We start from the raw sequence: 24,748 nt of genomic DNA on the forward strand, positions 1-24,748 counted from the left end.
CCGGCCAGACGTTGACGAGATGGACGTGCTGTTGAATACCATGGCGGAGGCCCACGGGCAGCTCGCCTCTCTGCATCCGCTGCTGAAACGCGTGGAACGAACCAGCCATCTCGCTGACTTGGTGCTCGACCATCTCGACTCGCCGGCGGAACAGGATCTGGGCCGGTCAAGCGAGCGCGGCGCGGGTCAGCGAGCCCGGTCGCTGGCCGAAGATCTCCGAACGACGCTCGGAACGCTGGAGCGAGATTTCGCGCACCGGGTCGATTCCATCGGTCGTGAGTTTCGGGAGGCTCGCAGTGCAGCGGAGCGGCTACGGCTCGTGCCGGCGAGTGCGGTGTTCACCCTGCTGGAGCGGACCGCTCGCGATACCGCGCAAGCGCTGGGGAAGCGGGTCGTCTTTGAGGGACGCGGCGGCGACGTGCGCCTGGACGTCCAGATGCTGGGTGTGGCTCACGGGGCGCTCCTGCAGGCGGTGCGCAACGCCGTTGCCCACGGCATCGAGCCCCAGGGGGACCGGTTGGCCGCTGGCAAGAGCCCCGACGGTCGCGTCACGGTGCACGTCACCCGTCGCGGAAACCGAGTCGTGTTTGTGTGCCAGGACGATGGGCGTGGCGTGGATCTCGAAGAGGTCCGTCGGCTGGCACGTCGGAAAGGCTTGCTTTCCACTCAGGCGGAAGCATTCGGACCTCAGGAACTGCTCGGCCTCCTGCTCAAAGGGGGCATCAGCACATCAGGGACCGTGACCGATGTGTCCGGTGCGGGAGGCCGGTGAGCGTCTGGGTGGCGACGTGAGCGTGCACACGGAGGCAGGCCAAGGAACGACGATCGAAATCTCAGCGCCGTTCACGCTCGCCTCTCTTCCAGCGCTGCGCGTCGAGTCGCGCGGCGTGACGGCACTCCTGCCACTGGACGCCGTGCGCGGCAGCCTCCGTGTATCGCCCGAGGCGATCGTGCGAACGGCGCAGGGCCAGTCCGTGCTGTACAACGACCTGAGCCTCCCACTCGGGACGCTGGCGGGTGCCCTTGTCCCGGATTCTCCTCCTGTTCGTGCGAGCGGCCCTGCATCAATCGTCGTCGTCCAGGGACGCACGACCACTGCGGCGTTCAGCGTCGACCGCGTGCTCGGGACGACGACGGTCGTCTTGCGACCGCTTCCCGACCTCGCTCCGGCCGCCGAGTATGTGGCTGGGGCCTCCCTGGACGAAGAGGGCGTCCCACAACTCGTACTCGATCCTGATGCCCTCGTCGCCGCGGTCGAGCGTTCGCTCGCTACCAGGGACGAACCGTTGTCCGCACGCCCGTCCATCCTCGTGATCGACGATTCGCTGACCACACGGATGTTGGAACAGAGCATCTTGGAATCCGCTGGCTACGTCGTCGATCTCGCGATATCAGGAGAGGAAGCCTTAGAAAAGGCCCGTGAGGCCCGCTACGCCTTGTTCCTCGTCGACGTCGAGATGCCTGGTATGGACGGATTCACGTTCATCGAACGCGCTCGGGCTGAACCGGCGCTCCGCGACATTCCCTCGATCCTTGTGACGTCGCGGAGCTCTCCCGAGGATCGGCGGCGCGGCCAGCACGTGGGGGCACACGCGTACATCGCGAAGAGCGAATTCGACCAGGGCCTCCTTCTTGAACGCATTCGGGAGCTCGTGGGGTGATGGCTGGCATTCGGGTTCTCGTCGTCGAAGACTCTGTGACGGTGCGCAGATATCTGTGCGAGGTTCTCGCAACCGATCGGGATCTTGAGGTGGTGGGTGAGGCCAGTGACGGCAAACGCGCCATCGAGCTGTGTCAGACGCTGCGCCCCGATGTGGTCACGATGGACATGATGCTGCCGGTCATGACGGGTCTTGGAGCCACCGAATACATCATGGCGCACTGCCCCACGCCTATTCTCATCGTCTCTTCGTCCACGAATCGTGGCGAGTTGTTCAAGACGTACGAGGCGCTGGCGGCCGGTGCCCTGGAGGTCTTGGAGAAACCCCAGGGAGACGAGACTGACGAGGCGTGGGAGCGAAGGTTCATCGCCACCGTCAAACTGATTTCGCGCGTGCGGGTGATCACGCACCCCCGGGCGCGGCTGGGTGCGTTCGGGCGAACGCAGGCACCGTCATCCGAAGAACTCGTATCAAGCGCCCGACAGCGTCGCCAGGTCGTTGCGGTCGGCGCGTCGACCGGGGGGCCCGGTGCCGTTGTCGAGATTCTGCGGGCGCTGCCCGCCTCATTTCCGCTACCGCTGCTGCTGGTGCTTCATATCGCCGAGCCGTTTGGTACCGCGTTCGCGGACTGGCTGGACGGCCAGGCGCCGCATCGTGTCTCCTACGCATGCGACGGCGATGTAATTCGCGACAGAGCGGGAGAGGTGATCATGGCGCCGCCCGAGTTTCACCTGGTCGTGCGCGGCGGGCGCGTCCGTCTCACGGCCGATGAGGAGCGCCACTCGTGCCGACCGTCCGTGGATGTGCTGTTTGAATCGATCGCCCGAGAATATGGCCCGGCGGCAGTGGCCTGCCTCCTGACGGGAATGGGCCGTGACGGCGCCGCGGGTCTCCTTGAAGTTCGCCGGGCTGGAGGGTTCACCATCGCTCAGGACGAGGCAACATCCATCGTCTACGGCATGCCTCGGGAGGCTGCGATCCTCGGCGCTGCCGAGTCCATCCTGCCGCTGGGAGAGATCGGCCCGGCCCTGGCCGCCATCGCGGGCCACCCACGGGAGGCATACCGCGCATGAACAAGACGGCCTTGATCGTTGACGACAGCCTGACCGTGCGCATGGACCTCGCCGACGCGTTTAACGACGCCGGGTTCGAGACGCGCCTCTGTTCCACGCTAGCAGAGGCGCGGGATGCCTTCGCACAAGCCAGCCCTGACGTCGTGATTCTCGATATTCTCCTTCCCGACGGCGATGGCATCCAGTTGCTCAAAGAGATTCGTGCCTCGCAGTCGTCCAACGCGGTGGTGGTCATGCTCTCCACCGAAGCCGAGATCAGAGACCGCATTCGAGGTCTTCAGACCGGAGCCGACGAGTACGTGGGGAAGCCGTATGACTCCGGCTACGTGGTCGCCAAAACACAGGAGCTGCTCCAGGAGCGTCGCCGATCCACCACGAGCGCGATGACAGTCCTGGTCATTGACGACAGCCCCACGTTCCGGGAAGAGCTGCGCCTGGCACTGGAAGCGGCGGATTACGCCGTCGCCATGGCGGCAACAGGCGAGGAAGGCTTGCGATTGGCCGCATCACAGAGACCGGCGGCCATCCTGGTTGACGGGGTGCTTCCAGGCATCGATGGTGCGACGGTGATTCGGCGGTTGCGACTCGACGCGGCGTTGCGCGACGTGCCGTGTCTGCTCCTCACCGCGTCTGAGGACATGAACACCGAGCTTCGTGCGCTCGATGCCGGGGCGGACAGCTTTGTGCGAAAGGAAGATTCCTTCGATGTCATCCTCGCGAGACTCGCAGCCGTCTTGCGACGAGCAGGTGCTCGAGCGCGCGCCGACGAAACCCGGAGTCTGCTGGCCACGAAGAGAATCCTGGCGGTGGATGACAGCCCCACATATCTGGAGGAGCTCGGCGAATCATTGCGGGAGGAGGGATACGATGTCATTTCCGCCCCGTCCGGCGAGGAGGCCATCGAGCTGCTCGCCGTGCAGACGGTCGACTGCATTCTGCTCGATCTGGTAATGCCAGGCCTGACAGGCCAGGAGACCTGTCACCGTATCAAGGCGGCCCCAAGCGTCCGGGACGTGCCGCTCATCATGCTGACAGCGCTCGAGGATCGCCAAGCTATGATCGAGGGCCTGAGTGCGGGTGCGGACGACTATATATCGAAGTCGAGCGAGTTCGAGGTGCTGAAAGCCAGAGTTCGTGCGCAGATCCGGCGGAAGCAGTTCGAGGACGAGAACCGCCGCATTCGCGAGGAACTGCTCCGCACCGAGCTCGAGGCGGCGGAAGCAAGAGCCGCCCGCGAACTGGCGGCGACGCGGGCGATCCTCGTCGAACAGTTGGAACGAAAGAATCGCGAGCTCGAGGCCTTCAGTTATTCGGTGTCGCACGACCTGCGAGCCCCGCTGCGCAGTATTGATGGCTTCAGCCAGGCGTTGCTCGAGGATTGTGCACACACGTTGAATTCCAAGAGCCGAGATTATCTGCAGCGCGTTCGGTCGGCGGCTCAGCGCATGGGGGAGCTCATCGACGATCTCCTCGAATTGTCACGCGTCGGTCGAGCCGCGATCCACCGCAGCCGCACGAACATTTCTGAAATTGCGAGGGCCGTTGTGTCCGAGCTCCGAAAGAGAGAGCCGGAGCGCCGGGTCGAGATCGAGATCCAGGACGCGCTGCTGGCCGATGTCGACAACGGCTTGATGCGGGTCGTATTGGAGAATCTGCTGGGAAACGCGTGGAAGTTCACGGCCAACGTGCCACAGCCGCGGGTGCAGCTTCTCAGCGAGCGCACCGCCAACGGTCCCGCGTTTGTGGTTCGGGACAATGGGGCGGGTTTTGACATGGCGTATGTCGAGAAGCTCTTCCGGCCGTTTCAGCGGCTGCATTCAGCGACCGAGTTTCCGGGCACCGGCATCGGACTGGCCACGGTTCACCGCGTCGTTGATCGACATGGTGGCCGGGTGTGGGCGCAAGGCGCGGTGGGAGGCGGTGCGGCCATCTATTTCACGATTCCCCCGGTGCGATCGGAAGGTACGTTGTGAGTCGCAGCCGGATCATTCTCCTTGTCGAGGACAACCCTGACGATGTCGAGCTCACACTCCGCGCGTTCGAGCGGAGCAAAGTGATCAAGGACATCGTGGTCGCCCGGGACGGAGCAGAAGCGCCCGAATACCTGTTCGCCACAGGGGCTCACGCCGGGCTGCGCGGCGACGAACGAACACGACGACTCCCGGTCGTCGTCCTTACATCGAGCAATGAAGAAGGAGATGTGCTTCGTAGTTACGACCTGGGTGCGAACAGCTTCGTCCGGAAGCCCGTGGATTTTGCGCAATTCCTGGAAGCCGCGCAGCAGCTCGGCCTGTACTGGCTGGTGGTCAACGAGCCGCCGCCGACGGGTACCATGACTGACAGGGGCTTGAGCAGCCAGCGATGACGGAATCGCAGCCTCTGCGCGTGTTGATCCTCGAGGACAACGATTCGGACGCAGTGCTCGTCGTGCGTCACTTGGAACAGGCAGGTTTCAAGCCGGCGTGGGATCGTGTCGAGAACGAGGCAGACTTCATCGCGGCACTCAACCCCCAGCTTGATGTGATTCTTGCGGACTTCAATATGCCTGCGTTCGGCGCATCCAGAGCCCTTGACTTGCTCAAAGCGCACGATGTTCGAGTGCCCCTGATTGTCGTATCCGGGAGTATCGGCGAGGAGAGGGCCGTTCAGGTGCTTCAGAGCGGCGCCGCTGATTACTTGTTGAAAGATCGCCTCGCACGGCTCGGCCCGGCAGTGCAGCGGGTGATGGACGAACGGCGCCTGGAGGCCGACAAATATAGGGCGGAAGCGGCCCTCAGGGAGTCGGAAGAACGCACGCGGTTCGCGCTGAATGCCGCGAGCGTGGGAGTGTGGGAGGCCGACTTGCGAACAGGAGCGGTGCGCTGGTCGGAGATGCTCGAAGCCCTGCACGGAATGGCGCCGGGAACGTTCGGCGGCACATTCGAAGCATTCCTCGACCGCATCCACCCCGACGATCGTGCGGACGTGGCCAAGGCGATCGACGAGGCGACCCGTCACCATACCGACTCGAATGTCTTGTATCGCACCCAGTGGCCGGACGGCACCACACACTGGATCAGCGAAATGGGCAAAACGTTCTACGACGATGCCGGCATGCCAGTCCGCTCGGCGGGAATCGGGCTGGATGTGACCGAACGCCACATGTTGGAGGAGCAGTTCCGCCAGGCTCAAAAGGTCGAATCGATCGGGCAGCTAGCCGGCGGCGTCGCGCACGATTTCAACAACTTGCTGACCGCAATTCAAGGTTACTGCGAATTGCTGGCCAGTGAACTCGGGTCGGACAGCCGGCACCAGAATGACATCGCGGAGATTCGGCATGCCTCCGAACGGGCCGCAGCGCTCACTCGACAACTTCTCGCGTTTGGCCGGCGTCAAATTCTCGAACCCCGGGTCCTTGATCTCCGAGACTCGCTTCGCGGCATCGAGCCGATGATCAGACGTTTGATTGGTGAGGACCTTGATGTCGTCTTTCACACAAGCGATGAGGCCGCGCGTGTCAAAGCGGATCCAGGTCAAGTCGAGCAGGTCATTCTGAATCTTGCGCTGAACGCACGCGACGCGATGCCCCAGGGCGGCTCCCTTCTCTTGGAAGTGACAACGGCTGACTTGGATGAATCGTATGCTCGTCGTCACGTCAGCGTCAGGCCCGGACGTTACGTCATGTTGAGCGTCAGTGACACCGGTGTAGGCATGCATGCGGAGACGCAAGCGCGCATTTTTGAGCCGTTCTTTACGACGAAACCGCGCGGACGCGGCACGGGGCTTGGCCTCTCGACCGTCTACGGCATTGTGAAGCAGAGCGGCGGAAATATCTGGGTGTACAGCGAACCCGGGCACGGATCAACGTTCAAGGTTTACCTGCCGCGCGTGGAAGAAACGGTGGATCAGCCGACGAGTTTGCCAGCGCCAGACATCTTGACAGGGTCAGAAACCATCCTGGTCGTTGAAGATGAACCGGGTGTGCGCGAACTCGTACGGAAGGTATTGGAGCGGTACGGGTATCGCGTCCTTGTGGCGGCAACACCGGTTGAGGCCCTCGCCCTCGGAGAACAGTACAACGAACCGATAGATCTCTTGATGACGGATGTCGTGTTGCCCGAGATGAGCGGCCGGTCTCTTGCAAGTCAGATGGTCACGAGTCGCCCGAGGATGCGCGTGATGTACATGTCGGGTTACACGGAGAATGCGATTGTCCACCACGGTGTGTTGGATGCGGATACACCGTTTCTTCAAAAGCCGTTCACTCCAGACGCCCTCGCGCGTAAGGTCAGGGCGGTGTTGGGCTAGGCAATACGTCGGACGGGGACAGAATCTGGCTAAACTCCCGCGATCGCTCTTTGGTTCCGGGCAGGAACTGCGGATCAGGCTGCGAGGCGCCAAAGCTGCAGATAATGGTGGGGGCGCCTTGAACACGCAGGCTTCGACTTCCTTGCGACGGGATCGTCAGCCGCTTCGAGCACGTGCCGGGGTCGCGGGCAGCGTACCACAATCTGCCCGGCGCGCCAGCGCTTGACGTTGCGCTTCACGTGGTGAGTGCGGCTGATGAGACTCTTTGCCGCGTTGGTCGTGCTCAGCGAGCGACGAACACTGGAAGAGTCGAGAGCGCAACGGCGGCCGGATGCTGCGATCCGGCCGCCGTTGTTTCAGCTGGCTACTGCGTGCACGCGCGGCGCGCGTTCACGAACCCCTTGCCGTAATACGGATCGTTGCCGATCTTCCCCTCGTCATCCGCGCTTGCCGCCAGGAGAGCCTTCAGCGCGCCGAGGGAGATTCCCGGGTGCGACTGCCTGGCCAGCGCCGCTACCGCCGACACGGCCGGCGCGGCCATGCTCGTGCCGGCTGCCCAGCTGTAGCTCGAGATGCTCGCACCGCTGCCGCGCGAGGTCGAGAGCACCAAGTCGAACACCCAGCAGCTCGTCGTGATCGTTCCGGACGGCACGCGCGGGAGGGTGCAGACGGCATTGCCCGGCAGCACGAAGTCGCCACCCGGACCCGCCACCCACACGACCGAGTTGCCGTAGTTGGTGTAGGACGCCGGACGCCGGAAGTTCGTCGCGCCGAGCGCGAAGCCCACGGGCCCGGTCGCCGAAACAGCGATGCCGCTGCCCGACTCGGCCGGCACCGTGGTGTACGGGCCGCTGTGATCGAGGTCGAGAGCGTTGTTCGCCGCGGCGCTGACGACGAGAACGCCGGTACGGTCGGCGTAGTTCACGGCCTTGGCGAGCGCACCGATGAGCGGCCCCGCTCCCCCCTGCTTCGAGAACGTCGCACCGAGGCTCATGTTGATGACGTCTGCCCCGCCGCCCCCCTCGGCGATCGGCGTCGCCGCGTACAGGATGCCCTGGATCACCGCGGCGAACGAACCAGAGCCGCCGTGCAGCACCTTGACGCCGACAATCGTCGCGCCGGGTGCGATGCCGACCGTGCCGATCCCGTTGTCGCGCGCCGCGACGATGCCGGCGACGTGGGTGCCGTGCCAGAACGTTCCGGTGTCGGCATTGAACGGCTGCCCAGGCACGAAGGAGATGGACCGCGCCACGTCCACGCTTCCGTTCAGATCGACGTGCGTGTTGTGGAGGCCGCCGTCGAGGATGGCCACGCGAACGCCCTGACCGGTGCAGCCCGCGCTCCACGCACCCTGGGCATCGACCGCCGTGGTGTTCCACATGGCGTTCGCGAATGTTTCGTCCGACTGCGTGACCAGCTCTTCAGGCGACGTGGTTGGCGCCACCCACTCCACCATCATGTCTTCCGCGCCCTGCGCGACGAGGCCGCCGGCCGCCACCTCGGCCAGGAAATTCGGGTTCAGCGACGTGGCCACGGCAACGCCCGCACCTTCGTGGCTGAAGGTGACCGTGCCACCCGCGGCTTCAACCGCGGCGGTCTGTGCCGCGCTCCATCGACCTGCGCTGAGCACGTACGTCTTCGTCTCGGCCTGAGCCGCGATTCGAACGTGAACGGCTGCCGCGAGCGCGGCCGCTATCACGCCTGCTGTTACCACTTTTCGCATGCCACCCTCCAAGAGCAGAGCAGAAAGCTCTGCCTTATGCGCGCTGGAGAATAGCCCCGGAGAACTGCTGAGGCAACACCTTTCAGGCGCCGGTGAGGGCCGCCGCTGGGTGTGTGCGCGAACGCCAGCGGCGCACGAGGGCATCCTTCAGGACAGAAACGAACAGGAGCAGAATTACGAAACCGGCGTAGGCCGCCATCCAGCCGGTGAGTGACAGATTTCGATGCCACGGCCGCGAGAGCCATCCGTACGCCATCTCGATGTGAATCCAGTACACGAAGAGCGACGTGCGGCCGAGCTGCTGCACCGGGCTCCAGTGATGCGCGGTCGGGCGACGGCCCCACGCGAATGCCAGCGGCAGCGCGAGCAGCAGCAGCCCCGCGCGCAGCATGAAGAACGCCGGTGAGCTGGTCCAGAACGACGAAGACGGGAACGGCGACGGCAGGAACGACGCGGCGTAGCCGCCCACCGCGAGCAATGCCCCGACCGCGAGGAACGAGAGGTTCGCCCTGCGCTCGGCCGCTTCGTCGCGAAGCGCCGCGAGCACGGCGCCGACGCATGCGCCCCCCGTGAGAAACGCCGCCCACGGGAAGAACGTGAAGTTCGTGAGGCCGGGGCGCGGGCGCAAGTACCCCTCGAGGAAATCCGGCAGTGGCGCCGGCCAGGACGCCGCACGGACGGCGGGCGTCGAAAGCGCCAGCGCCGCCGTGGCTGCGCCAAGGACGATCGCGCGCGCGCGCGTCCCGCTGATCGCACCCAACACCGCCGCCGACGCGGCGATGGCCGGCCCCATGATGTTGAGGATGTCGACCTTGAGCAGGCCGTGCCATCCCCCGCCGCCGAGCAGCTTCGCCTGCAGGCGAAACAGCAGCGCGAGGCCGAACACTTCCCAGCCGCGCCGCCGCACGGCGCGCGAGGCCGCGTGCAGGTCCGCTCCCCTGCGCTGTTTGGCGGACATCGCGAGCGGAACGGCCACGCCCGCGAGGAAGAGGAACAGCGGCGCAGCGAACCCGCCCAGGATCGCGCCGTAGCCGAACGCGCGCGTGCCACGATCGGCGGCGCGCGTCCACGCGTCGAGCGTATGCGCCTCGATCATGATCAGCACGGCCAGGCCGCGCAGCCAGTCGATGTAGCTGCGGCGTGAAGGGGCTCCGGGCACGGAATGCCGTGCGCGATTATAGCGGGGAGGGCCGCGCCCTCGCGAATCGGCCGACGCGCAGGATCATCGCCGCCGCGATCGCGACGCCGGCGGATCCGAAACTGAGGAGTGCGCCCATCTTCGTTTCCGCCAGCAGGGCGCCATTCGGGAACGCCGCCGTGGCGAAGAACAACGCGACGGTGAAACCGATTGCCGCGGCAAACCCGACCACCAACATGTCGGCGGGCCGGATGCCGCGCAGCTCACCGAGGCGTGCGAACACCGCGCCGTAGGACAGCGCCGCGATGCCGGCCGGCTTCCCGAGAACCAGCCCCATGAGCACGAACCAGGTGCCCGGCCCGACGCTCGACAGCCCGACCCCCGCGTTCACCAGTCCAAAGAAGAACAGGATGGCCTGCACCGGCGTGTGCCACCAATGCTCGAACTCGTTGAGCGGATCGTGGCGGTGCTTCTCGGCTTCAGCCAGGATGCCGAGGTCGCGGCGCTCGCGCGGGATGAAGGGAATGATCGGCACGAGTGCCAGCGCGGGGTGAAGACCGCCACGCAGGAACCCGATCCAGGACACGAGCCCTCCACCGAGCACGTACGGCCAGAAGCTCCTGACGTTGCGCCGCTTCAGCACCGACGCGATCAACATCCCGATGATGACGAGCACCACGAACTCGCCCGGCCGCAGCTCCCCTGTCGGATAGAACGCGGCCAGGATCACGAGCCCCATCGCATCGTCTGCAATCGCCAGGAGCAGCAGGAACGGAATCGCGGGATGCCCGGCGCCGAAAATCCAGCGGGCGACAAGGTAGCTGAAGGCGATATCCGTGGCGCACGGGATGGCCCAGCCGCGCAGCAGCTCGTCGTTCCCGGTAGCCACCGACAGCGCGCTGTAGATGAGCGCCGGGCCGGCCATGCCGCCGGCCGCGGCCAGCAGCGGCACCGCCGCGCGGCGCGGCGAGGCCAGCGCGCCGCCGGGAAGCGTGGCCTCCACAATCTCCTTCGCCGCCAGCGCGAAGAAGAACACCATGCCGATGTCATTGATGACGAAGTGCAGCGCGTGCGCAAAATGGTCGTAGCTGCCCGGCGCCGTGTTGGCCCACACGAGACCCGCCGCCGCGCCGATGAGCAGGCCGAGCGAGTTGTCGCGAATAACGGCGAGGGCGCGCACTAGACGCACGCCTGCACCGCCCGCCCGAGCGCCTGCGCGGCGCGCGAGCAGTCCGCTGCGGAAATCCCGTGATGTGTCACGGCGCGGACGCGCGGCCCGCCCACGCCGCTCACCAGCACCCCTTCGGCACGCGCCGCCGCCACGAACGCGTCCACCGGCGCGCCCTCCGGGACCGTGAAGATCACGATGTTCGTCTGGACGACGGGTGGGTCGAGGGTGATCCCGGGACACGCGGCCAGGTCGCCGGCGAGCTGGCGCGCGTTCGCGTGGTCCTCGGCGAGGCGATCCACCATCTGCGTCAGCGCGACGATGCCCGCCGCGGCGAGGATGCCGGCCTGGCGCATGCCGCCGCCCAGCATCTTCCGCAGGCGCCGCGCGCGCGCGATGAACTCGCGGCCCGACGCGATGATGGAACCGGCCGGCGCCGCAAGCCCCTTCGACAGGCAGAACTGGACGGAGGACACGTGCTGCGTCCAGTCGGTGACCGGCCGCCCGAGCGCGACCGACGCGTTGAAGATGCGGGCGCCGTCCATGTGCACCGGCAGCCCGCGCTCGCGCGCGAAAGCGCCGGCGCGGGCCACGTACTCCGGCGGCAGCACCGCGCCGCCGCGCCGGTTGTGCGTGTTCTCGAGGCACACCACCGCGGCCTCGGCGTAGTGAACGTCCTGCGACGCCGGGCGGACGGCGCGCGCCAGATCGTCGAGCGCCAGCGTGGCGTCCGGCTGCGTCTTCACGGTGTGGAAGATGGCGCCGCCGAGTGCCGACGCGCCGCCCGCTTCGTGAATGAAGATGTGGCTCTCGTCTCCGAGGATGACTTCCTGTCCGCGGCGCGCGTGCGTGAGCACGGAGATGAGATTGCCCATCGTGCCGCTCGGAACGAACAGCGCCGCTTCCTTCCCCATCCGCTCGGCCGCGAGCGCTTCGAGCGCATTGACGCTCGGATCCTCACCGTACACGTCGTCGCCGACGTCGGCTGCCGCCATCGCGCGGCGCATCTCGGGGGTCGGCAGCGTCACGGTGTCGCTTCTGAGGTCCAGCATGCTCCATCGATTCTATCGCCCCGCCGGCAGCGCCGCCATCGATGCCGGGAATCCGGCAGGCGCGCGCGCGGATTCGCGAAAATCGCGCCGGAACTATCGGCAGGCACTGAGCATGAAGGTTGCTCCTCACGACTGACATGAACGAACACGTGCTCCTCGGCGACGAGGCCGTTGCCCTCGGAGCCGTGCACGCGGGGCTGACCGCGGCCTACGGCTACCCGGGCACCCCATCCACCGAGATTGTCGAGTTCCTGATCCGCCACGCCGAACGGCACGGGCGGCCGCTCGCCTCCTGGACCACGAACGAGAAGACCGCGTACGAGGCGGCGCTGGGCGTGTCCCTCGCCGGGCGGCGGACGCTCGTGGCGATGAAGCACGTCGGGCTGAACGTCGCGGCCGACCCCTTCATCAACTCGGCGCTCCTTGATCTGGGTGGCGGCCTCGTCGTGGTCGTCGCCGACGATCCCGGGATGCACAGCTCGCAGAACGGGCAGGACACGCGGTTCTACGCGGACTTCGCGCGCACGCTCTGCCTCGAGCCGGCGAACGCGCAGGAAGCCTACGACATGACCCGCGAGGCATTCGATCTGTCGGAGCGGTTTCACGTACCGGCCGTCATCCGGCTGGTGACACGGCTGGCGCACAGCCGCGGCGTCGTGCGCACCGGCGAGGCGCGCGGCCAAAACCCGCCCCGCCCCGCCGCGGACCGTGCCGCCTGGACGCTGCTCCCCTCGTACGCGCGCGAGTTGTGGCGCGGCCTGCTCGAGCGGCAGCATGAACTTCGCGCGTATACGTCGCGGCACGGCAACACGCTGTCGCTCGCGGACAGCCGGCTCGGCGTCGTGACGTGCGGCATCGCGCGCAACTACTACGAGGAGAACGCCGACGACCTGCCGTTTCTGCCCTCGCACCTCCACATCGGTGCGTACCCGATGCCGGTGGACCTGCTGCGCCGCCTGGTGGCGCACGTGGACGCGGTGCTCGTGCTGGAAGACGGGTATCCCTTCGTCCAGCGCGCGCTCGGCGGCGTGCTGACGCCGCCCCGGGAGGTTCGCGGCCGCCAGACAGGCGCGCTGCCGCCCGACGGCGAGCTGACGCCGGATGTCGTGCGGGTCGCGTTGGGGCTCCCGCTTCGCGCCGGCCTCCCTCCCGCGGCGCTCGCCTTGCCGACGCGGCCGCCGCAGCTGTGCGCCGGGTGCCCGCACATCGATACGTTCAACACGATCCTGAAGGCCACCAGGGACCTTGGCGCGCGGGTGACCTCGGACATCGGCTGCTACACCCTTGGCGCGCTGCCCCCCTATTCGGCGGTCGACTCCTGCGTCTGCATGGGCGCCTCCATCGGGATGGCGAAGGGGCTGGCCGATGCCGGCGTGCGACCGGCGCTCGCGGTGATCGGCGACAGCACGTTCCTGCACTCCGGGATCACGCCGCTCGTCGATGCGATCGCCGCCAACACGCCGATGACGGTCGTCATCGCCGACAACGAAGTGGTCGCGATGACCGGCGGGCAACCGTCCGCGATCCCCTCCTCGCGCATGAAGCGCCTGTTGCTGGGGCTTGGCGCGGACCCGGACCACCTGCACATCCTCGACACCCACCCGAAGACCGTGGAGCGCAACGCGGAGATCCTCCGGCGCGAGATCGATCACCCGGGGCTTTCCGTCATCGTCACCGTGCGCGAGTGCATCGAGACCGCGCGCGACAGGAAGCGCATGAGGTTGGCCATGGCCGGCGCGACCGCCTGAGGCGGCGTTCTCATGAAATACGACATCATTCTCGCGGGCGTCGGCGGCCAGGGGGTCCTGTCCCTGTCCGGGATCATCGCGGCGGCGGCGATGCAGGAGGGGCTCTCGGTCAAGCAGTCCGAGGTGCACGGCATGTCGCAGCGCGGCGGCGCCGTGCTCGCGAACCTCCGCATGGCCGGCAGGCCGGTGGCGAGCGACCTCGTGCCGCTCGGGTGCGCGTCGCTCATTCTCAGCATGGAACCGCTGGAGCGCCTGCGCTACCTGCGCTACCTCTCACCCTCCGGCGCCCTCGTCACGTCGACCGAGCCGGTGCGGAACATCGACGACTACCCGGAGCTGGAACGCGTGCTCGAGACGATCCGGTCGCTTCCGCGGGCGGTCCTCGTGGACGGCGAGCGGTTGGCGCGCAAGGCCGGATCGGCGCGTGCCGCGAACATGCCCCTCGTCGGCGCGGCGTCGGCGCTGCTGCCCCTGAAGCTCGACACCCTCGAGCGCTGCATCGCCGCACGGTTCGCGTCGAAGGGACAGGCGGTGGTGGATACGAACATGAAGGCGTTCCACGCGGGCCGGGAGGCGGCCGCATGAACGTCGAAGCCATCCGCGACCTGATCGAACACGCCCGCGGCGAGGGGCGCCATGTCCTGCTCGAGACCGAGGGGCTCGAGTTGCTCGACGCGATGGAGATCGCGCGGCCGGCCTGCCGCTTCCTGCGCAGCAGCGCGGACCTCCTCGCTTCCGAACGCACGGGCGTGCCTGGCGATACGGCGGTCATCAAGGTCGTCTCGCCGCAGATCCTGCACAAGTCCGATCTCGGCGGCATCGCGGTCGTCCCGAACTGCCGCGCGGACATCGCCACGGCGATCCACGACATCGACACGCGGCTGAAAGGACATGCGATCAGCGGCTTTCTGCTGATGGAGTTCATCCGTCACGACGCGGCGCTCGGCGGCGAACTGCTCGCGGGGCTGCGCTGGACGCCGGAATTCGGACCGGTCGTGACGATTGGGGCCGGTGGGGTCACGACAGAGTTCCTGGCGCACGGCCTCCAGCGCGGGCGGGATGCGGCGATCTTCTCTCCCCATCTGCCGATTGACGCCGTCGGCGGCATGCTCGATCGCGTGTCGGCGGTCGCGATGGCCACCCGCGGCTTCCGCGGCCGTGCCCCGCGCACGAGCCTTTCGGAGATTACCGGACTCGCAGCAAAGCTCATGGCGCTGGCGCGCGCGGTGATGCCGCAGGGGATCGCCGAGTTCGAGATCAATCCACTGGCCGTCACCGCATCAGGCCTGTTTGCGCTCGATGTCCTCGTGACCCTCTCGCGCGAGTGGCCCTCTCCGCCGCCGCCGCGGCCGCTGCACAAGATCGGAAGGCTCCTCCATCCGCGGTCGGCCGCCCTCGTGGGCGTGTCCGAACAGCTCAATCCAGGACGCATCATTCTCAACAACCTGCTGCGCGACGGGTTCGATCCGGCGGCCATCACGGTGGTGAAGCCCGGAGTGACGTCTGTCGCGGGCTGCCGCGCCGTGCCCGACGTCGCGTCGCTGCCCGAGCGCGTGGATCTTTTCGTGCTCGCCGTGAACGCGGCGCAGGTGCCGGCGCTGCTGGGCGACATCGTCGCGCACGAGAAGGCCGAGAGCGTCATCGTCATTCCCGGGGGGCTGGACGAAAAGAGCGGGACGGAGGCCATCGTCCGCGGCATGCGCGAGGCGCTCATCGAATCGCGAACCACCGATTGGCAGGGCCCGATCGTCAACGGCGGCAACTGCCTTGGCGTGCGCTCGAGGCCGGGCCGCTACGACACGCTGTTCATCCCTGAGTACAAGATGCCCGCGAGCCGGGGGCCGGCTTCGCCGGTGGCCGTCATCTCGCAGAGCGGCGCCTTCGGCATCTCGCGCGCCAGCCGGATGGGGCGGCTGAATCCGAGGTACGTCATCACGGTCGGCAACCAGATGGACGTGACCGTCGGCGACTATCTCTCGTTCCTCAAGGACGAGCGATCGCTCGAGCTGTTCGCCGTCTACGTTGAAGGCTTCAAGCCGATGGACGGCATGCGGTTCATGGAAGCAGCCCGCCAGATTACCGCGAGCGGCCGGACGGTCGTGCTGTATCGGGCGGGGCGCACAGTCGAAGGCGCGCGCGCGACCGCGAGCCACACCGCGTCGATCGCGGGTGACTACCGCGTCACGCGCGCGCTGTGCGAACAGGCCGGCGTGGTCGTTGCCGACACGCTCGAGGATTTCGACGACCTGGTTCGTCTTTTCACGCTGCTGCGCGATCGCGCGGCACGCGGGATCCGGCTCGCCGCGTTGTCGAACGCCGGCTTCGAGTCGGTGGCCCTCGCCGACGCGCTCGGCCCGCTGCTCCTGGCGCCGTTCACCAGCGAGACCCGGCGGCGCATCCACGAGATTCTTGCCGCCTCACGCATCGACTCGCTCGTAGACGTGCACAACCCGCTCGACGTCACGCCGATGGCCGACGCGGCCACGTACGAGGCGGCGGCGCGCGCCCTTTTGGCCGACGACACGGTCGACGCCGCCCTCATCGGTTGCGTGCCGATGACGGCCGCCCTGCAGACGCTGCCATCCGGCGTCGCACACGGGGAAAATCTGCAGCGGGCCGACTCCGTCACCGCGCGGCTCGCGCGGCTGCGTGACGAGACGACGAAGCCGTGGGTGGCGGTCGTAGACGCCGGCGAGCTGTACGATCCGATGGCGGCCGTCCTGGAATCGGCGGCGATCCCGACCTTCCGCACCGCGGACCGTGCGGTTCGGATGCTGAGCGCGTTCGTGCTGCACAGGGCGCGCGCCGTTCAATACACCTGCCGCCACGCTTTCGACCGGGAGTCGTACATCCACCGCTCGTGGTCGTCCGGGCAGACGTAATCGAGCGTGTCGGCCGCCGTGCCCGCCGCCTGGGGCTCCGAAAGTCCGGGCGACGCGACACGCGCCACCAGGCGCTGGTCGCAATTGACGCAGCGGCGTTCTCCCGGGTCTTCCGGCCAGGACCTGTAGGGCATGCACTCCTCCTCGCGGCCGCAGTTCGAAGCAAGCTGGTTGCCAGCGCTAGTCTGGACGCCTCTCCTTCGGGATTGCAAGCGCAATCAAATCCGCCAGGTGCAGCGCGCGCCGGCCGGTCCCCTGCCGGATTTGCTCGCGGCAGCTGAAGCCGTCCGCGACGACGTACGTCGCGGGTGCCGCGGCGCGAACCGCGGGCAGAAGGACGCGCTCCCCGACTTTCATTGACACATCGTAGTGCCCGGCCTCGAACCCGAACGCGCCCGCCATGCCACAGCAGCCCGAGTCCAGCACGCGCAGGCGCACACCCATCTCTTCGAGCACCTGCTTCTCAGCGTCCATGCGCATCAGCGCCGTGTGGTGGCAGTGCCCATGCACCATCGCGTCGGCGTCGAGCGGCGGGCGAAATTCGGGGGCGTGCTGCGCGAGAAACTCCGACAGGAGGACCACGCGCCGGCTGAGGGCGCGCGCTTCTTCGTCATCCGGAAACAGGTTCAGCAGCTCGTCGCGGAAGACGGCCGCACAGCTCGGTTCAAGGACGACGATCGGAACGTCGGGGCGCTCGTGGCGCAGCTTCCGCATGATGTCGGCGAGGACCGTTTTCGCGGTGTCGAGCATGCCGTAGTCGTATAGAGGACGGCCGCAGCACATGTGGGAACGGGGCACTTCGACGGTGAATCCGGCGGCTTCGAGCACGGCGACCGCGGCACGGGCGGTGTCGGGGAGGAAGTAGTTGTTCCAGGTGTCGGCAAATAGGATCACGTGCGATGTGCGACGTGCCACGTGCGATGTGCGGCGTACCTCGTGCGATGTGCGGCGGGCCCCGTGCGGGGCGCGGCGGGCGAACCAGGCGGTGAACGGCTGGCCGGCAAATTTCGGGATCTCGCGCTGGCGGGCGACGCCGGCCACCGCGCGGGCAATCGTGCGCAGGCCGGGGGTCTGCGTCAGGACGTTCGCGAGCCGCGGCGCCATCGCGGCGAGCCGTGCCCATCGAAACATCAGTCCGAAGGCGTAGGCGTGGCGCGGGCGAAGCCGCCCCTCGTAATAGTGCGACAGGAATTCTGCCTTGTAGGTCGCAACATCCACGCTGACCGGACAGTCCCCCTTGCACCCCTTGCAGGCGAGGCAGAGGTCGAGCGCGTCCTTGACGTGCTCGTCCTTCCAGCCTCCTTTCACGACCTCTCCGCGGGTCATCTCGAAGAGCAGGTGCGCACGCCCGCGCGTGGAGTGCTTCTCCTCGAGCGTCACCCTGTAGCTGGGACACATCGTGCCACCCTGCAGCCGCCGGCATTCCCCCACGCCGACACAGCGCAACGCGGCTTCGGCAAAATCTCCCTCATCCTGGGGATAGTGGAAGTGGGTCTCGAGCGACGGCGAGCGATACCCCGCCCCGAGCCTCAGGTTCTCATCCAGGCGGTAGGCGTCCACCAGCTTGCCGGGGTTCATACGTCCCTCGGGATCCCACAGGCGCTTGAACTCGCGGAACGCCCCCATCAGCTCGGGCCCGAACATCTTCGGCAGCAGCTCGCCGCGCGACTGCCCATCGCCGTGTTCGCCGGAGAGCGACCCGCCGTAGCGCAGCACGAGGTCCGCCGCCTCGTTGACGAAGGCGCGGTATTTCGCGATGCCGTCGCTCGTCGTCAACTCGAAGTCGGTGCGCGTGTGAACGCACCCGTGCCCGAAGTGCCCGTAGAGCGAGCCGTGATACCCGTACCGCGTCTGGAGCGCGCGAAAATCGCGCAGGTACTGGCCGAGCATGTCCGGCCTGACCGCGGCATCTTCCCACCCTTCCCACGCGTGGCGCTCACCGGGCACGAACGACGTCGCACCAAGCGCGGATTCGCGGACGCGCCACATCTCGCGCTGCGAAGCCGGCGAGAGGAAGAGCCGCCCTTCAGGCCCGGACGCCTGTGCAGGCAGCCGCGCGAGCAGCGCACGGGCCTTTTCTTCCGCTTCATGCGGTGTCGCGCCGCCGAATTCCGCCAGCAGCCACCCGCTGCCGCGCGGCAGCAGATCCAGCTCGCGCGGGTTCAGCCGCTTCTTCCGCATGTTCGACACGAGCACGTCGTCGAATCCTTCGAGCCCGATGACCCCCGACGCGACGACTTCCGGCACGTGGTCCGCGGCGACGTACACGTCGGGATAGCCGACGACCAGCAGCACGCGGTTCTGCGGGCTCTCGACGAGGCGAAGCGTCGCTTCCAGCACCGTGACGCAGGTCCCCTCGCTGCCGACGAGCGCCCTCGCCACGTGAAAGCCCTTTTCGGGCAGCAGGTCATCGAGATTGAAACCAGACACGCGGCGCGGGATATCGGGAAACCGCTGCCGCACCAGGTCCGCGAAGCGGTCGCGGATCGAGCTGAGGCCGGCATAGATTTCACCTTCGCGGCCGCCACCGGCAATCCGGCGACGCACGTCGCTGTCGCTCGTCGGGCCGACGTGCATCCGGACGCCATCGCCGGTGATGACGTCGAGCGACTCGACGTTGTCGACCGTCTTACCGGCCATGATCGAGTGCACGCCGCAGGAGTTGTTTCCGATCATCCCGCCGAGCGTGCACCGGCTATGGGTTGCGGGATCCGGTCCAAACGTGAGGTGATGCCGTTCGGCGGCGGCGCGCAGCACGTCGAGGATGACACCCGGTTCGACACGGGCGATGCGCCGCTCCGGATCGATCTCGACGATGCGGTTCATGTAGCGCGAAAAGTCGAAGACGACCGCGGCGTTGCAGCACTGGCCGGCGAGGCTCGTGCCCGCGCCGCGCGGCAGGACGGGCACGCCGTGCTCGCGGCAGACCGCGAGCGCGGCGACGACATCCTCCGCGTCGCGCGGAGTGAGGACCGCGATGGGGACCTGGCGGTAATTGGAGGCGTCTGTGGCGTAGAGCGCGCGGCTGCCGGCGTCGAATCGAACCTCGCCGCGAACAGCCCCGCGCAGGGCCTGGTCGAGCATGCATGGCGATCATACGTCAGCGGCCGGCAAGTTCGATGGGCCCATCGAACCTCTATGTCGCTACACCAACTCCCTCACCCTGTCCGCCACCACCGTCCAGGCGATCTTCTCGCGGTTCGGCTCCCCCTTCAGCAGCGACGTCGCGAAGTGCGCCGCCTGCTCCAGCGTCACGCGCGGGGGCATGGGGGGCACGAAGGGGTCGACGACCGCCTCGATGATCGTGGGGCCAGGCGACGCGAGCGCCTCATCCAGCATGGGGCCGCAGCGCTCCGGGTCGGTGATCGTCACCGCGCCGGCGCCGAACCCACGCGCGACGGCCGCGAAGTCGATCGGTTGCAGCTCGCATCCGTACTCGGGGTTTCCCTCGAAGACCATCTGCTCCCACTTGATCATGCCGAGCGTGTTGTTCTTCATGACGACAATCTTGATCGGCAGCGCGTACTTCACGGCTGTCGCCAGCTCCCCGAGCAGCATGGTGAAGCCACCGTCCCCCACGAGCGCGACGACCTGGCGCTCGGGATAGGCGAGCTGCGCGGCGATCGCATACGGCAGGCCGTTGGCCATCGACGCCAGCGTCCCGGAGAGTGAGTACATCTGGCCTCGCTTGGCGGGAAGATGCCGCGCATACCACGTGGCCACGGTGCCGCTGTCGCCGCACACGATCGCGTCGTCGCGGAGCCGCCGGCCGAGTTCCCACGCGACCACCCACGGCTTCATCGGCGTCTCACGGCTCGTGCCGCGCTCGTCCATCAGCGCCTGCCACTCGCGCATGCCGTTCTGCGCGGCGGCCAGAAATGCGCGGTCGTCGTGGCGCCGAAGTAGCGGCAGCAGGGCGCGAATCGTGCGCCGGCAATCGCCGACGAGCCCGACCTCCACGGGATATCGGAGCCCGATTCGCCCGGCGTCGACATCGATCTGCACCCCGCGCGCCTGTCCCGGTTTCGGGAGGAACTCGATGTACGGAAACGAGGTTCCGATCATCAGCAGCGTGTCGCACCGCTCCATCGCCTCCTGGGACGGTTTCGTGCCGAGCAGGCCGATGGCGCCGGTCGTGTAGGGGCTGTCATCAGGCACCGCCGCTTTGCCCAGCAGCGGTTTGGCAATTGGCGCGCCGAGCCGATCCGCAAGCTCCTGCAGTTGATCGGCGGCGCCGAGCGCGCCGCGCCCGGCCAGGATTGCGACCCGCGCTCCGGCGTTCAGGATGTCGGCGGCGCGTCGCAGGTCTTCGTCCGCAGGCAGGCGCGCCGAGCGGGCGAACACATCCGAGGTGTGGCCGGGCACGTTGCGCTTGGAACGGTTGCCGGCTTCCGCGCGCTGGAAGTCCACGGGAAACGTGAGGTGCGTCACCGTCCTCCGGCTGAGCGCGATGCGGCACGCCAGGTCGGCCACATTCTCGACGTGCCCCGGTCCCATGACGCGTTCGCTGTACGCCGCGACGTCCTGAAACACGCGGTCGAGCGGAACGTCCTGCTGCGTGTGCGTGCCGATGAGATCGTGGTACGGCATGCCGGTAACGGCCAGGACCGGCTGCCCGTCCAGCTTCGCGTCGTAGAGCCCGTTCAACAGATGGAGACCGCCTGGTCCCGACGTCGCGAGGCAGACGCCGAGCGTCCCCGTGAACTTCGCGTGCGCGCACGCCATGAACGCCGCCGACTCTTCGTGGCGCACCTGGATGAAGCGCACGCGGTCTGAGGCGTTGCGGAGCGCTTCCATAATCCCGTTGATGCCGTCTCCCGGAAGGCCGTAGATCGTGTCCACGCCCCAGCTCTGAAGCGTGCTGACCAAGGCGTCCGCTGCTGTGAATGCCATGCGCGGATGTGGTGCAAGAACAGCGCCGCTGGCGGTGGACGTCCCACGCGTACTGACGGCCGAATGCTCGTGGAAAGCGGATGTACGGGCCGCTGCCGCTCGAGCTCGCGCTCCTTGCGGACAGCGGCGTTGCGCGGAATCGGGGCGAGTCGCCCGGCGCGAAAAGGGTGGTTGTGGCAGTTCAGCTTCGCGTTCGGTCTCTAGCGGCGCACCTTCTGCCCTTCCTCGGATACCTCGCGCACGAGCTCGGCAGCCATCCGATCCCTGGCGGACCGCACGATGTCCGCCTGGGAGACCATCCCGATCACGCCTCCTCGCTCGTCAATCACCGGCACGCGGCGGATCTTCTCCTGCTCCATGACGTGCGCGCAGTCATCGAGATCCGCCTCCGGCGTCACTGTCGTCGCAGGCGACGTGAGCGCATCACGGGCTGACAGCTCCAACGGGTTCTTGCCCAGGGCCACCGTGCGGACGACGATGTCCCGGTCGGTGATGACACCGATCGGCTTCTTCGTCGTCTTGTCTTCGATGATGGGGATTTCGCCGCAATCGTGGTCGACCATCAGCTGCGCCACGTCACGGAGGTTCGTGTCAGGCGTGGCGGTCGCGGGGTCGCTCGTCATGATCTCGCGGACCTTCATAGGTGCCTCCTTAACTCGACCATCGTCTGGATTCGAGATCGATCCAGATGCATGGGTCGCGCCGAAGCCCTGGAGCCCACCCGGACGCTTTCGACCGGCGCGATCCGGCTGGTGCGCAGACTGGCGCACTTCTGGCATCGTACGCAGCCCGATGGCTCACCCATCGCGCGTCTTCCTGGACGAGATAGCAGGAGCGGTCGCAATCAGTGCCGCGCAAAGCGCTGCCGTCGTGTCGCAGGTTTCAGCTCGGCTCGAGCGTTGGATCGCGGCAAAGGATCCTCCACGCCTCGTCATTCCGTCCCTGGCCGACCTCGCCGTGCATCGCGGCGGACATCTCTGGTGGCATCGCGGGCGCGTGGTGCCGCAGCGGGACGCGGTTGGCGCCATCGGGGGGCTGCTTGAGGCGCTGCTGCGGCAAGGGCCGGGTGGTCGTGCGCCGGCAGGGCTGCTTTACGTGGTCGCGCGCGCGACCGATCCGCGCCACTTGGCGCCCTTCGTGTCGCTTCAGGATCTTCGCGGCGCCGTCGCCCGGCACGCCCCGGAGCACGCCTCTTTCGCGATAGACGCGCTGCTGGCTGAGTACTTGATGGCGACGTCGGGCTGCAAACCACTCGGCGATGAGTCAACCACTTCCGACGTCCGGCGGCTGCGCCGCGCCGGTGGAGTGACCCTTCCGCGGATTTCAGAGGACACCGGCATTCCCCTCTCGCTCCTGCGCGAGCTGGAGTGGGGTGTGTTCGCCAACTGGGATCCGTCCTACGCGTCTGGAAGCCTGGAAGCGTACGCCGGGCGCGCCGGCCTGGACGCCGCCAAGGTCGCCGCGATTGTCCGTCGCGAGCGGGCCGCCGAGCAGGTCAGCCTGGTCCGTGTCGAACGAGCATCGCCACCGGTACCCCTGCGTGGGCCAAGGGGGCACGGCGTCGCGCCCTTCGCGCTCGCGGCGACCCTGCTCGCGGCCGTTGTCGTGACAGCGCCCGCCGATCGCCATGCGAAACCGTCTGCCTTCGCCGGGCCACCGCCTCCTCCCGCTCCGGTCTCGCTCCGGCCTGTGCCCACGACGCCGGTCAGCGACGACCCTGTGCGATCGGTCGTTGCGCCCGCATCCAACATCGCTACCACGCCCACTACACCGCCCGTGCGACCGCGATCGCGCACGGCGCCGAGGCGGCCATCGAACAGGGCGGCCGGCGCCACCACCCGTGGGCCTGCGCACACGGTACAGCCCCCGCGCCACGCGTTCACCCGCTTCGCCCACGCGCTTGCCGGAGACGGCCGGCATAAGGTCGAGCCGTTCCCGAAGGTGCAGCGTTAGTCTCGTTTCTGCCTTTTGCCTTTTACCTTCTTCTCAAACTCCCTCCTCTCCTCCTGCAACTTCAGGTAATGCGCCAATCGCCCGGCGGGCAGCTCGCCGCGCTCGACCGCCGCCCTGACGGCGCAACCCGGCTCCGCGCGGTGGCGACAGTCGCGGAAGCGGCATGCTGGCGCGAGCGCCTCGATGTCCTCGAATGTCTCGCTGACACCTTCCGATGCGTCCCAGAGCTGCAGCTCGCGCATTCCTGGCGTGTCGATCACCATCGCGCCGCCCGGCAGGAGCACCAGCTGCCGATGCCGCGTGGTGTGACGGCCGCGGCTGTCCGATTCGCGCACTTCCGCCGTCCTCAGCATCTCGCGGCCGACCAGCCGGTTGATGATCGTGGACTTCCCCACTCCCGACGAACCGAGGAGCGCGATGGTCCGGCCGGCCACAAGGAAGGATTCGAGTGCGTCCAGACCCTGTCCCGTCCTGGCGCTCGTGAGGTGCACCGGCGCGCCGCGCGCCGCCAGCCGTTCGGTCTCCCGCTGCTTTTCCGGGGCGTCAGGAACTTTGTCAGCCTTGTTCAGCAGCACCACGGGCTCTGCGCCGCTCTCCGACGACAGCACCAGGTAGCGTTCGAGCCGGCGCGGGTTGAAGTCGTCGTCGCAGCCCATGACGATGAAGACGGTGTCGATGTTGGCGGCGACGATCTGTTCGTCGGTCGTGAGTCCAGCGGTTTTTCGCGAGAAACGGCTCCTTCGCGGCAGCACGCCGTGGATCCGTGCCCGTCGGCCGTCTTCCTCCCACCGGTACGCGACCCAATCGCCGACCGCCGGAAACTCCTGTCTCTCACGCGCGCGGTGGCGGAAGCGGCCCGAGACGCGCGCGAGCGCCTCGCCGCGCTCCGTCATCAGCGTGTAGATGTGGGTATGCTCGAGGATGACGCGTGCGGGTGCGAGCCCCTGCTCGCCTAGGGGCGCAAAGAGTGATTCCCACCCGGGGTCCCAGCCGTACGGCACGAGCGGGCCGCGCTCGTGGCCTGACGGAGGAGTTCCCATGCGCCGACCCGTCCTTCTCATGCTCATGGCTCTCCCGTTGTGCTCCTCGCGCCCGGGGTCAGATCCCGAATTCGCGCTTTTTTCTCGGGGTGACCCCCAGGCTGGGGTCACCCCGAGAAAAAAGCGCGAA

At 67.4% G+C, this 24,748-nt stretch carries 18 protein-coding genes; 10 read left to right on the top strand and 8 right to left on the bottom strand.

Annotated features, from left to right (window positions below):
• Nucleotides 1-19 precede the first annotated feature (19 nt).
• From HYU53_13980 to HYU53_14005, 6 genes are all read left to right on the top strand, one after another.
• On the top strand, nt 20-772 hold the full coding sequence (locus tag HYU53_13980; protein ID MBI2222302.1) for a hypothetical protein: 753 nt from the start codon (nt 20-22) through the stop codon (nt 770-772).
• 115 nt (nt 773-887) lie between these two features.
• Complete coding sequence (locus HYU53_13985) at nt 888-1,661, top strand: response regulator (protein MBI2222303.1); 774 nt, start codon at nt 888-890, stop codon at nt 1,659-1,661.
• On the top strand, nt 1,661-2,734 hold the full coding sequence (cheB, locus tag HYU53_13990) for a chemotaxis-specific protein-glutamate methyltransferase CheB (GenBank protein MBI2222304.1): 1,074 nt from the start codon (nt 1,661-1,663) through the stop codon (nt 2,732-2,734). Before HYU53_13985 ends, cheB begins: the two co-directional genes overlap by 1 nt.
• Nucleotides 2,731-4,707: a response regulator gene (locus HYU53_13995; GenBank protein MBI2222305.1), complete on the top strand. Its 1,977-nt coding sequence runs from the start codon at nt 2,731-2,733 to the stop codon at nt 4,705-4,707. The genes cheB and HYU53_13995 overlap by 4 nt, the downstream gene beginning before the upstream one ends.
• Nucleotides 4,704-5,099, top strand: coding sequence for a response regulator (locus HYU53_14000; protein ID MBI2222306.1), 396 nt, complete (start codon nt 4,704-4,706; stop codon nt 5,097-5,099). Before HYU53_13995 ends, HYU53_14000 begins: the two co-directional genes overlap by 4 nt.
• The gene (locus tag HYU53_14005; protein ID MBI2222307.1) at nt 5,096-7,021 is read left to right on the top strand and encodes a response regulator; all 1,926 of its coding nucleotides are present in this window, start codon (nt 5,096-5,098) and stop codon (nt 7,019-7,021) included. Before HYU53_14000 ends, HYU53_14005 begins: the two co-directional genes overlap by 4 nt.
• Nucleotides 7,022-7,385: 364 nt before the next feature.
• Here HYU53_14005 and HYU53_14010 read toward each other — a convergent pair whose 3' ends face one another.
• The 4 genes from HYU53_14010 to ltaE all read right to left on the bottom strand — a co-directional run bounded on the left by HYU53_14010 (nt 7,386) and on the right by ltaE (nt 12,102).
• On the bottom strand, nt 7,386-8,744 hold the full coding sequence (locus HYU53_14010; protein MBI2222308.1) for a S8 family serine peptidase: 1,359 nt from the start codon (nt 8,742-8,744) through the stop codon (nt 7,386-7,388).
• 82 nt (nt 8,745-8,826) lie between these two features.
• On the bottom strand, nt 8,827-9,903 hold the full coding sequence (locus HYU53_14015) for an acyltransferase family protein (GenBank protein ID MBI2222309.1): 1,077 nt from the start codon (nt 9,901-9,903) through the stop codon (nt 8,827-8,829).
• A 16-nt stretch (nt 9,904-9,919) separates the two neighbouring features.
• Entirely contained in the window at nt 9,920-11,062 is a 1,143-nt protein-coding gene (locus HYU53_14020) for a Na+/H+ antiporter NhaA (GenBank protein MBI2222310.1), read from the bottom strand.
• Entirely contained in the window at nt 11,062-12,102 is a 1,041-nt protein-coding gene (ltaE, locus tag HYU53_14025) for a low-specificity L-threonine aldolase (protein ID MBI2222311.1), read from the bottom strand. Before ltaE ends, HYU53_14020 begins: the two co-directional genes overlap by 1 nt.
• A gap of 137 nt (nt 12,103-12,239) precedes the next feature.
• On the opposite strand from ltaE, the gene HYU53_14030 reads away from it, so the two are divergent.
• Genes HYU53_14030 through HYU53_14040 form a run of 3 tightly spaced genes read left to right on the top strand, consistent with a single transcriptional unit; the run spans nt 12,240 to nt 16,732 of the window.
• Nucleotides 12,240-13,850 carry an indolepyruvate ferredoxin oxidoreductase gene (locus HYU53_14030; protein MBI2222312.1) on the top strand — a complete coding sequence of 537 codons (1,611 nt, stop codon included), beginning with the start codon at nt 12,240-12,242 and terminating at the stop codon, nt 13,848-13,850.
• A gap of 12 nt (nt 13,851-13,862) precedes the next feature.
• Nucleotides 13,863-14,435 (top strand): indolepyruvate oxidoreductase subunit beta, encoded by a 573-nt coding sequence (locus HYU53_14035; protein MBI2222313.1) that lies wholly within the window; start codon nt 13,863-13,865, stop codon nt 14,433-14,435.
• Entirely contained in the window at nt 14,432-16,732 is a 2,301-nt protein-coding gene (locus HYU53_14040; protein MBI2222314.1) for an acetate--CoA ligase family protein, read from the top strand. Before HYU53_14035 ends, HYU53_14040 begins: the two co-directional genes overlap by 4 nt.
• 180 nt (nt 16,733-16,912) lie before the next feature.
• On the opposite strand, the gene HYU53_14045 is transcribed toward HYU53_14040, so the two are convergent.
• From HYU53_14045 to HYU53_14055, 3 genes are all read right to left on the bottom strand, one after another.
• Nucleotides 16,913-19,816 carry an FAD-binding oxidoreductase gene (locus tag HYU53_14045; GenBank protein MBI2222315.1) on the bottom strand — a complete coding sequence of 968 codons (2,904 nt, stop codon included), beginning with the start codon at nt 19,814-19,816 and terminating at the stop codon, nt 16,913-16,915.
• Between the two features lie 60 nt (nt 19,817-19,876).
• Nucleotides 19,877-21,625, bottom strand: coding sequence for a pyruvate oxidase (locus tag HYU53_14050; GenBank protein MBI2222316.1), 1,749 nt, complete (start codon nt 21,623-21,625; stop codon nt 19,877-19,879).
• A 200-nt stretch (nt 21,626-21,825) separates the two neighbouring features.
• On the bottom strand, nt 21,826-22,266 hold the full coding sequence (locus HYU53_14055; protein MBI2222317.1) for a CBS domain-containing protein: 441 nt from the start codon (nt 22,264-22,266) through the stop codon (nt 21,826-21,828).
• A 229-nt stretch (nt 22,267-22,495) separates the two neighbouring features.
• Here HYU53_14055 and HYU53_14060 point away from each other — a divergent pair, with 229 nt between their 5' ends.
• Nucleotides 22,496-23,578 carry a helix-turn-helix domain-containing protein gene (locus tag HYU53_14060; GenBank protein MBI2222318.1) on the top strand — a complete coding sequence of 361 codons (1,083 nt, stop codon included), beginning with the start codon at nt 22,496-22,498 and terminating at the stop codon, nt 23,576-23,578.
• On the opposite strand, the gene rsgA is transcribed toward HYU53_14060, so the two are convergent.
• Nucleotides 23,575-24,618, bottom strand: coding sequence for a ribosome small subunit-dependent GTPase A (gene rsgA, locus HYU53_14065; GenBank protein MBI2222319.1), 1,044 nt, complete (start codon nt 24,616-24,618; stop codon nt 23,575-23,577). The genes HYU53_14060 and rsgA overlap by 4 nt on opposite strands.
• Nucleotides 24,619-24,748: the final 130 nt, after the last annotated feature.

The organism is Acidobacteriota bacterium (assembly GCA_016184105.1).
In the GTDB taxonomy this organism is placed as follows: Bacteria; Acidobacteriota; Vicinamibacteria; order Vicinamibacterales; family 2-12-FULL-66-21; genus JACPDI01.

What these genes read in the sequence shown, in the direction of transcription:
- HYU53_13980 (MBI2222302.1), top strand. Translation starts at nt 20, where the DNA reads ATGGACGTGCTGTTGAATACCATGGCGGAGGCCCACGGGCAGCTCGCC.
- cheB (MBI2222304.1), top strand. Translation starts at nt 1,661, where the DNA reads ATGGCTGGCATTCGGGTTCTCGTCGTCGAAGACTCTGTGACGGTGCGC.
- HYU53_13995 (MBI2222305.1), top strand. Translation starts at nt 2,731, where the DNA reads ATGAACAAGACGGCCTTGATCGTTGACGACAGCCTGACCGTGCGCATG.
- HYU53_14005 (MBI2222307.1), top strand. Translation starts at nt 5,096, where the DNA reads ATGACGGAATCGCAGCCTCTGCGCGTGTTGATCCTCGAGGACAACGAT.
- HYU53_14010 (MBI2222308.1), bottom strand. Translation starts at nt 8,744, where the DNA reads ATGCGAAAAGTGGTAACAGCAGGCGTGATAGCGGCCGCGCTCGCGGCA.
- ltaE (MBI2222311.1), bottom strand. Translation starts at nt 12,102, where the DNA reads ATGCTGGACCTCAGAAGCGACACCGTGACGCTGCCGACCCCCGAGATG.
- HYU53_14030 (MBI2222312.1), top strand. Translation starts at nt 12,240, where the DNA reads ATGAACGAACACGTGCTCCTCGGCGACGAGGCCGTTGCCCTCGGAGCC.
- HYU53_14035 (MBI2222313.1), top strand. Translation starts at nt 13,863, where the DNA reads ATGAAATACGACATCATTCTCGCGGGCGTCGGCGGCCAGGGGGTCCTG.
- HYU53_14040 (MBI2222314.1), top strand. Translation starts at nt 14,432, where the DNA reads ATGAACGTCGAAGCCATCCGCGACCTGATCGAACACGCCCGCGGCGAG.
- HYU53_14045 (MBI2222315.1), bottom strand. Translation starts at nt 19,816, where the DNA reads ATGCTCGACCAGGCCCTGCGCGGGGCTGTTCGCGGCGAGGTTCGATTC.
- HYU53_14050 (MBI2222316.1), bottom strand. Translation starts at nt 21,625, where the DNA reads ATGGCATTCACAGCAGCGGACGCCTTGGTCAGCACGCTTCAGAGCTGG.
- HYU53_14055 (MBI2222317.1), bottom strand. Translation starts at nt 22,266, where the DNA reads ATGAAGGTCCGCGAGATCATGACGAGCGACCCCGCGACCGCCACGCCT.
- rsgA (MBI2222319.1), bottom strand. Translation starts at nt 24,618, where the DNA reads ATGGGAACTCCTCCGTCAGGCCACGAGCGCGGCCCGCTCGTGCCGTAC.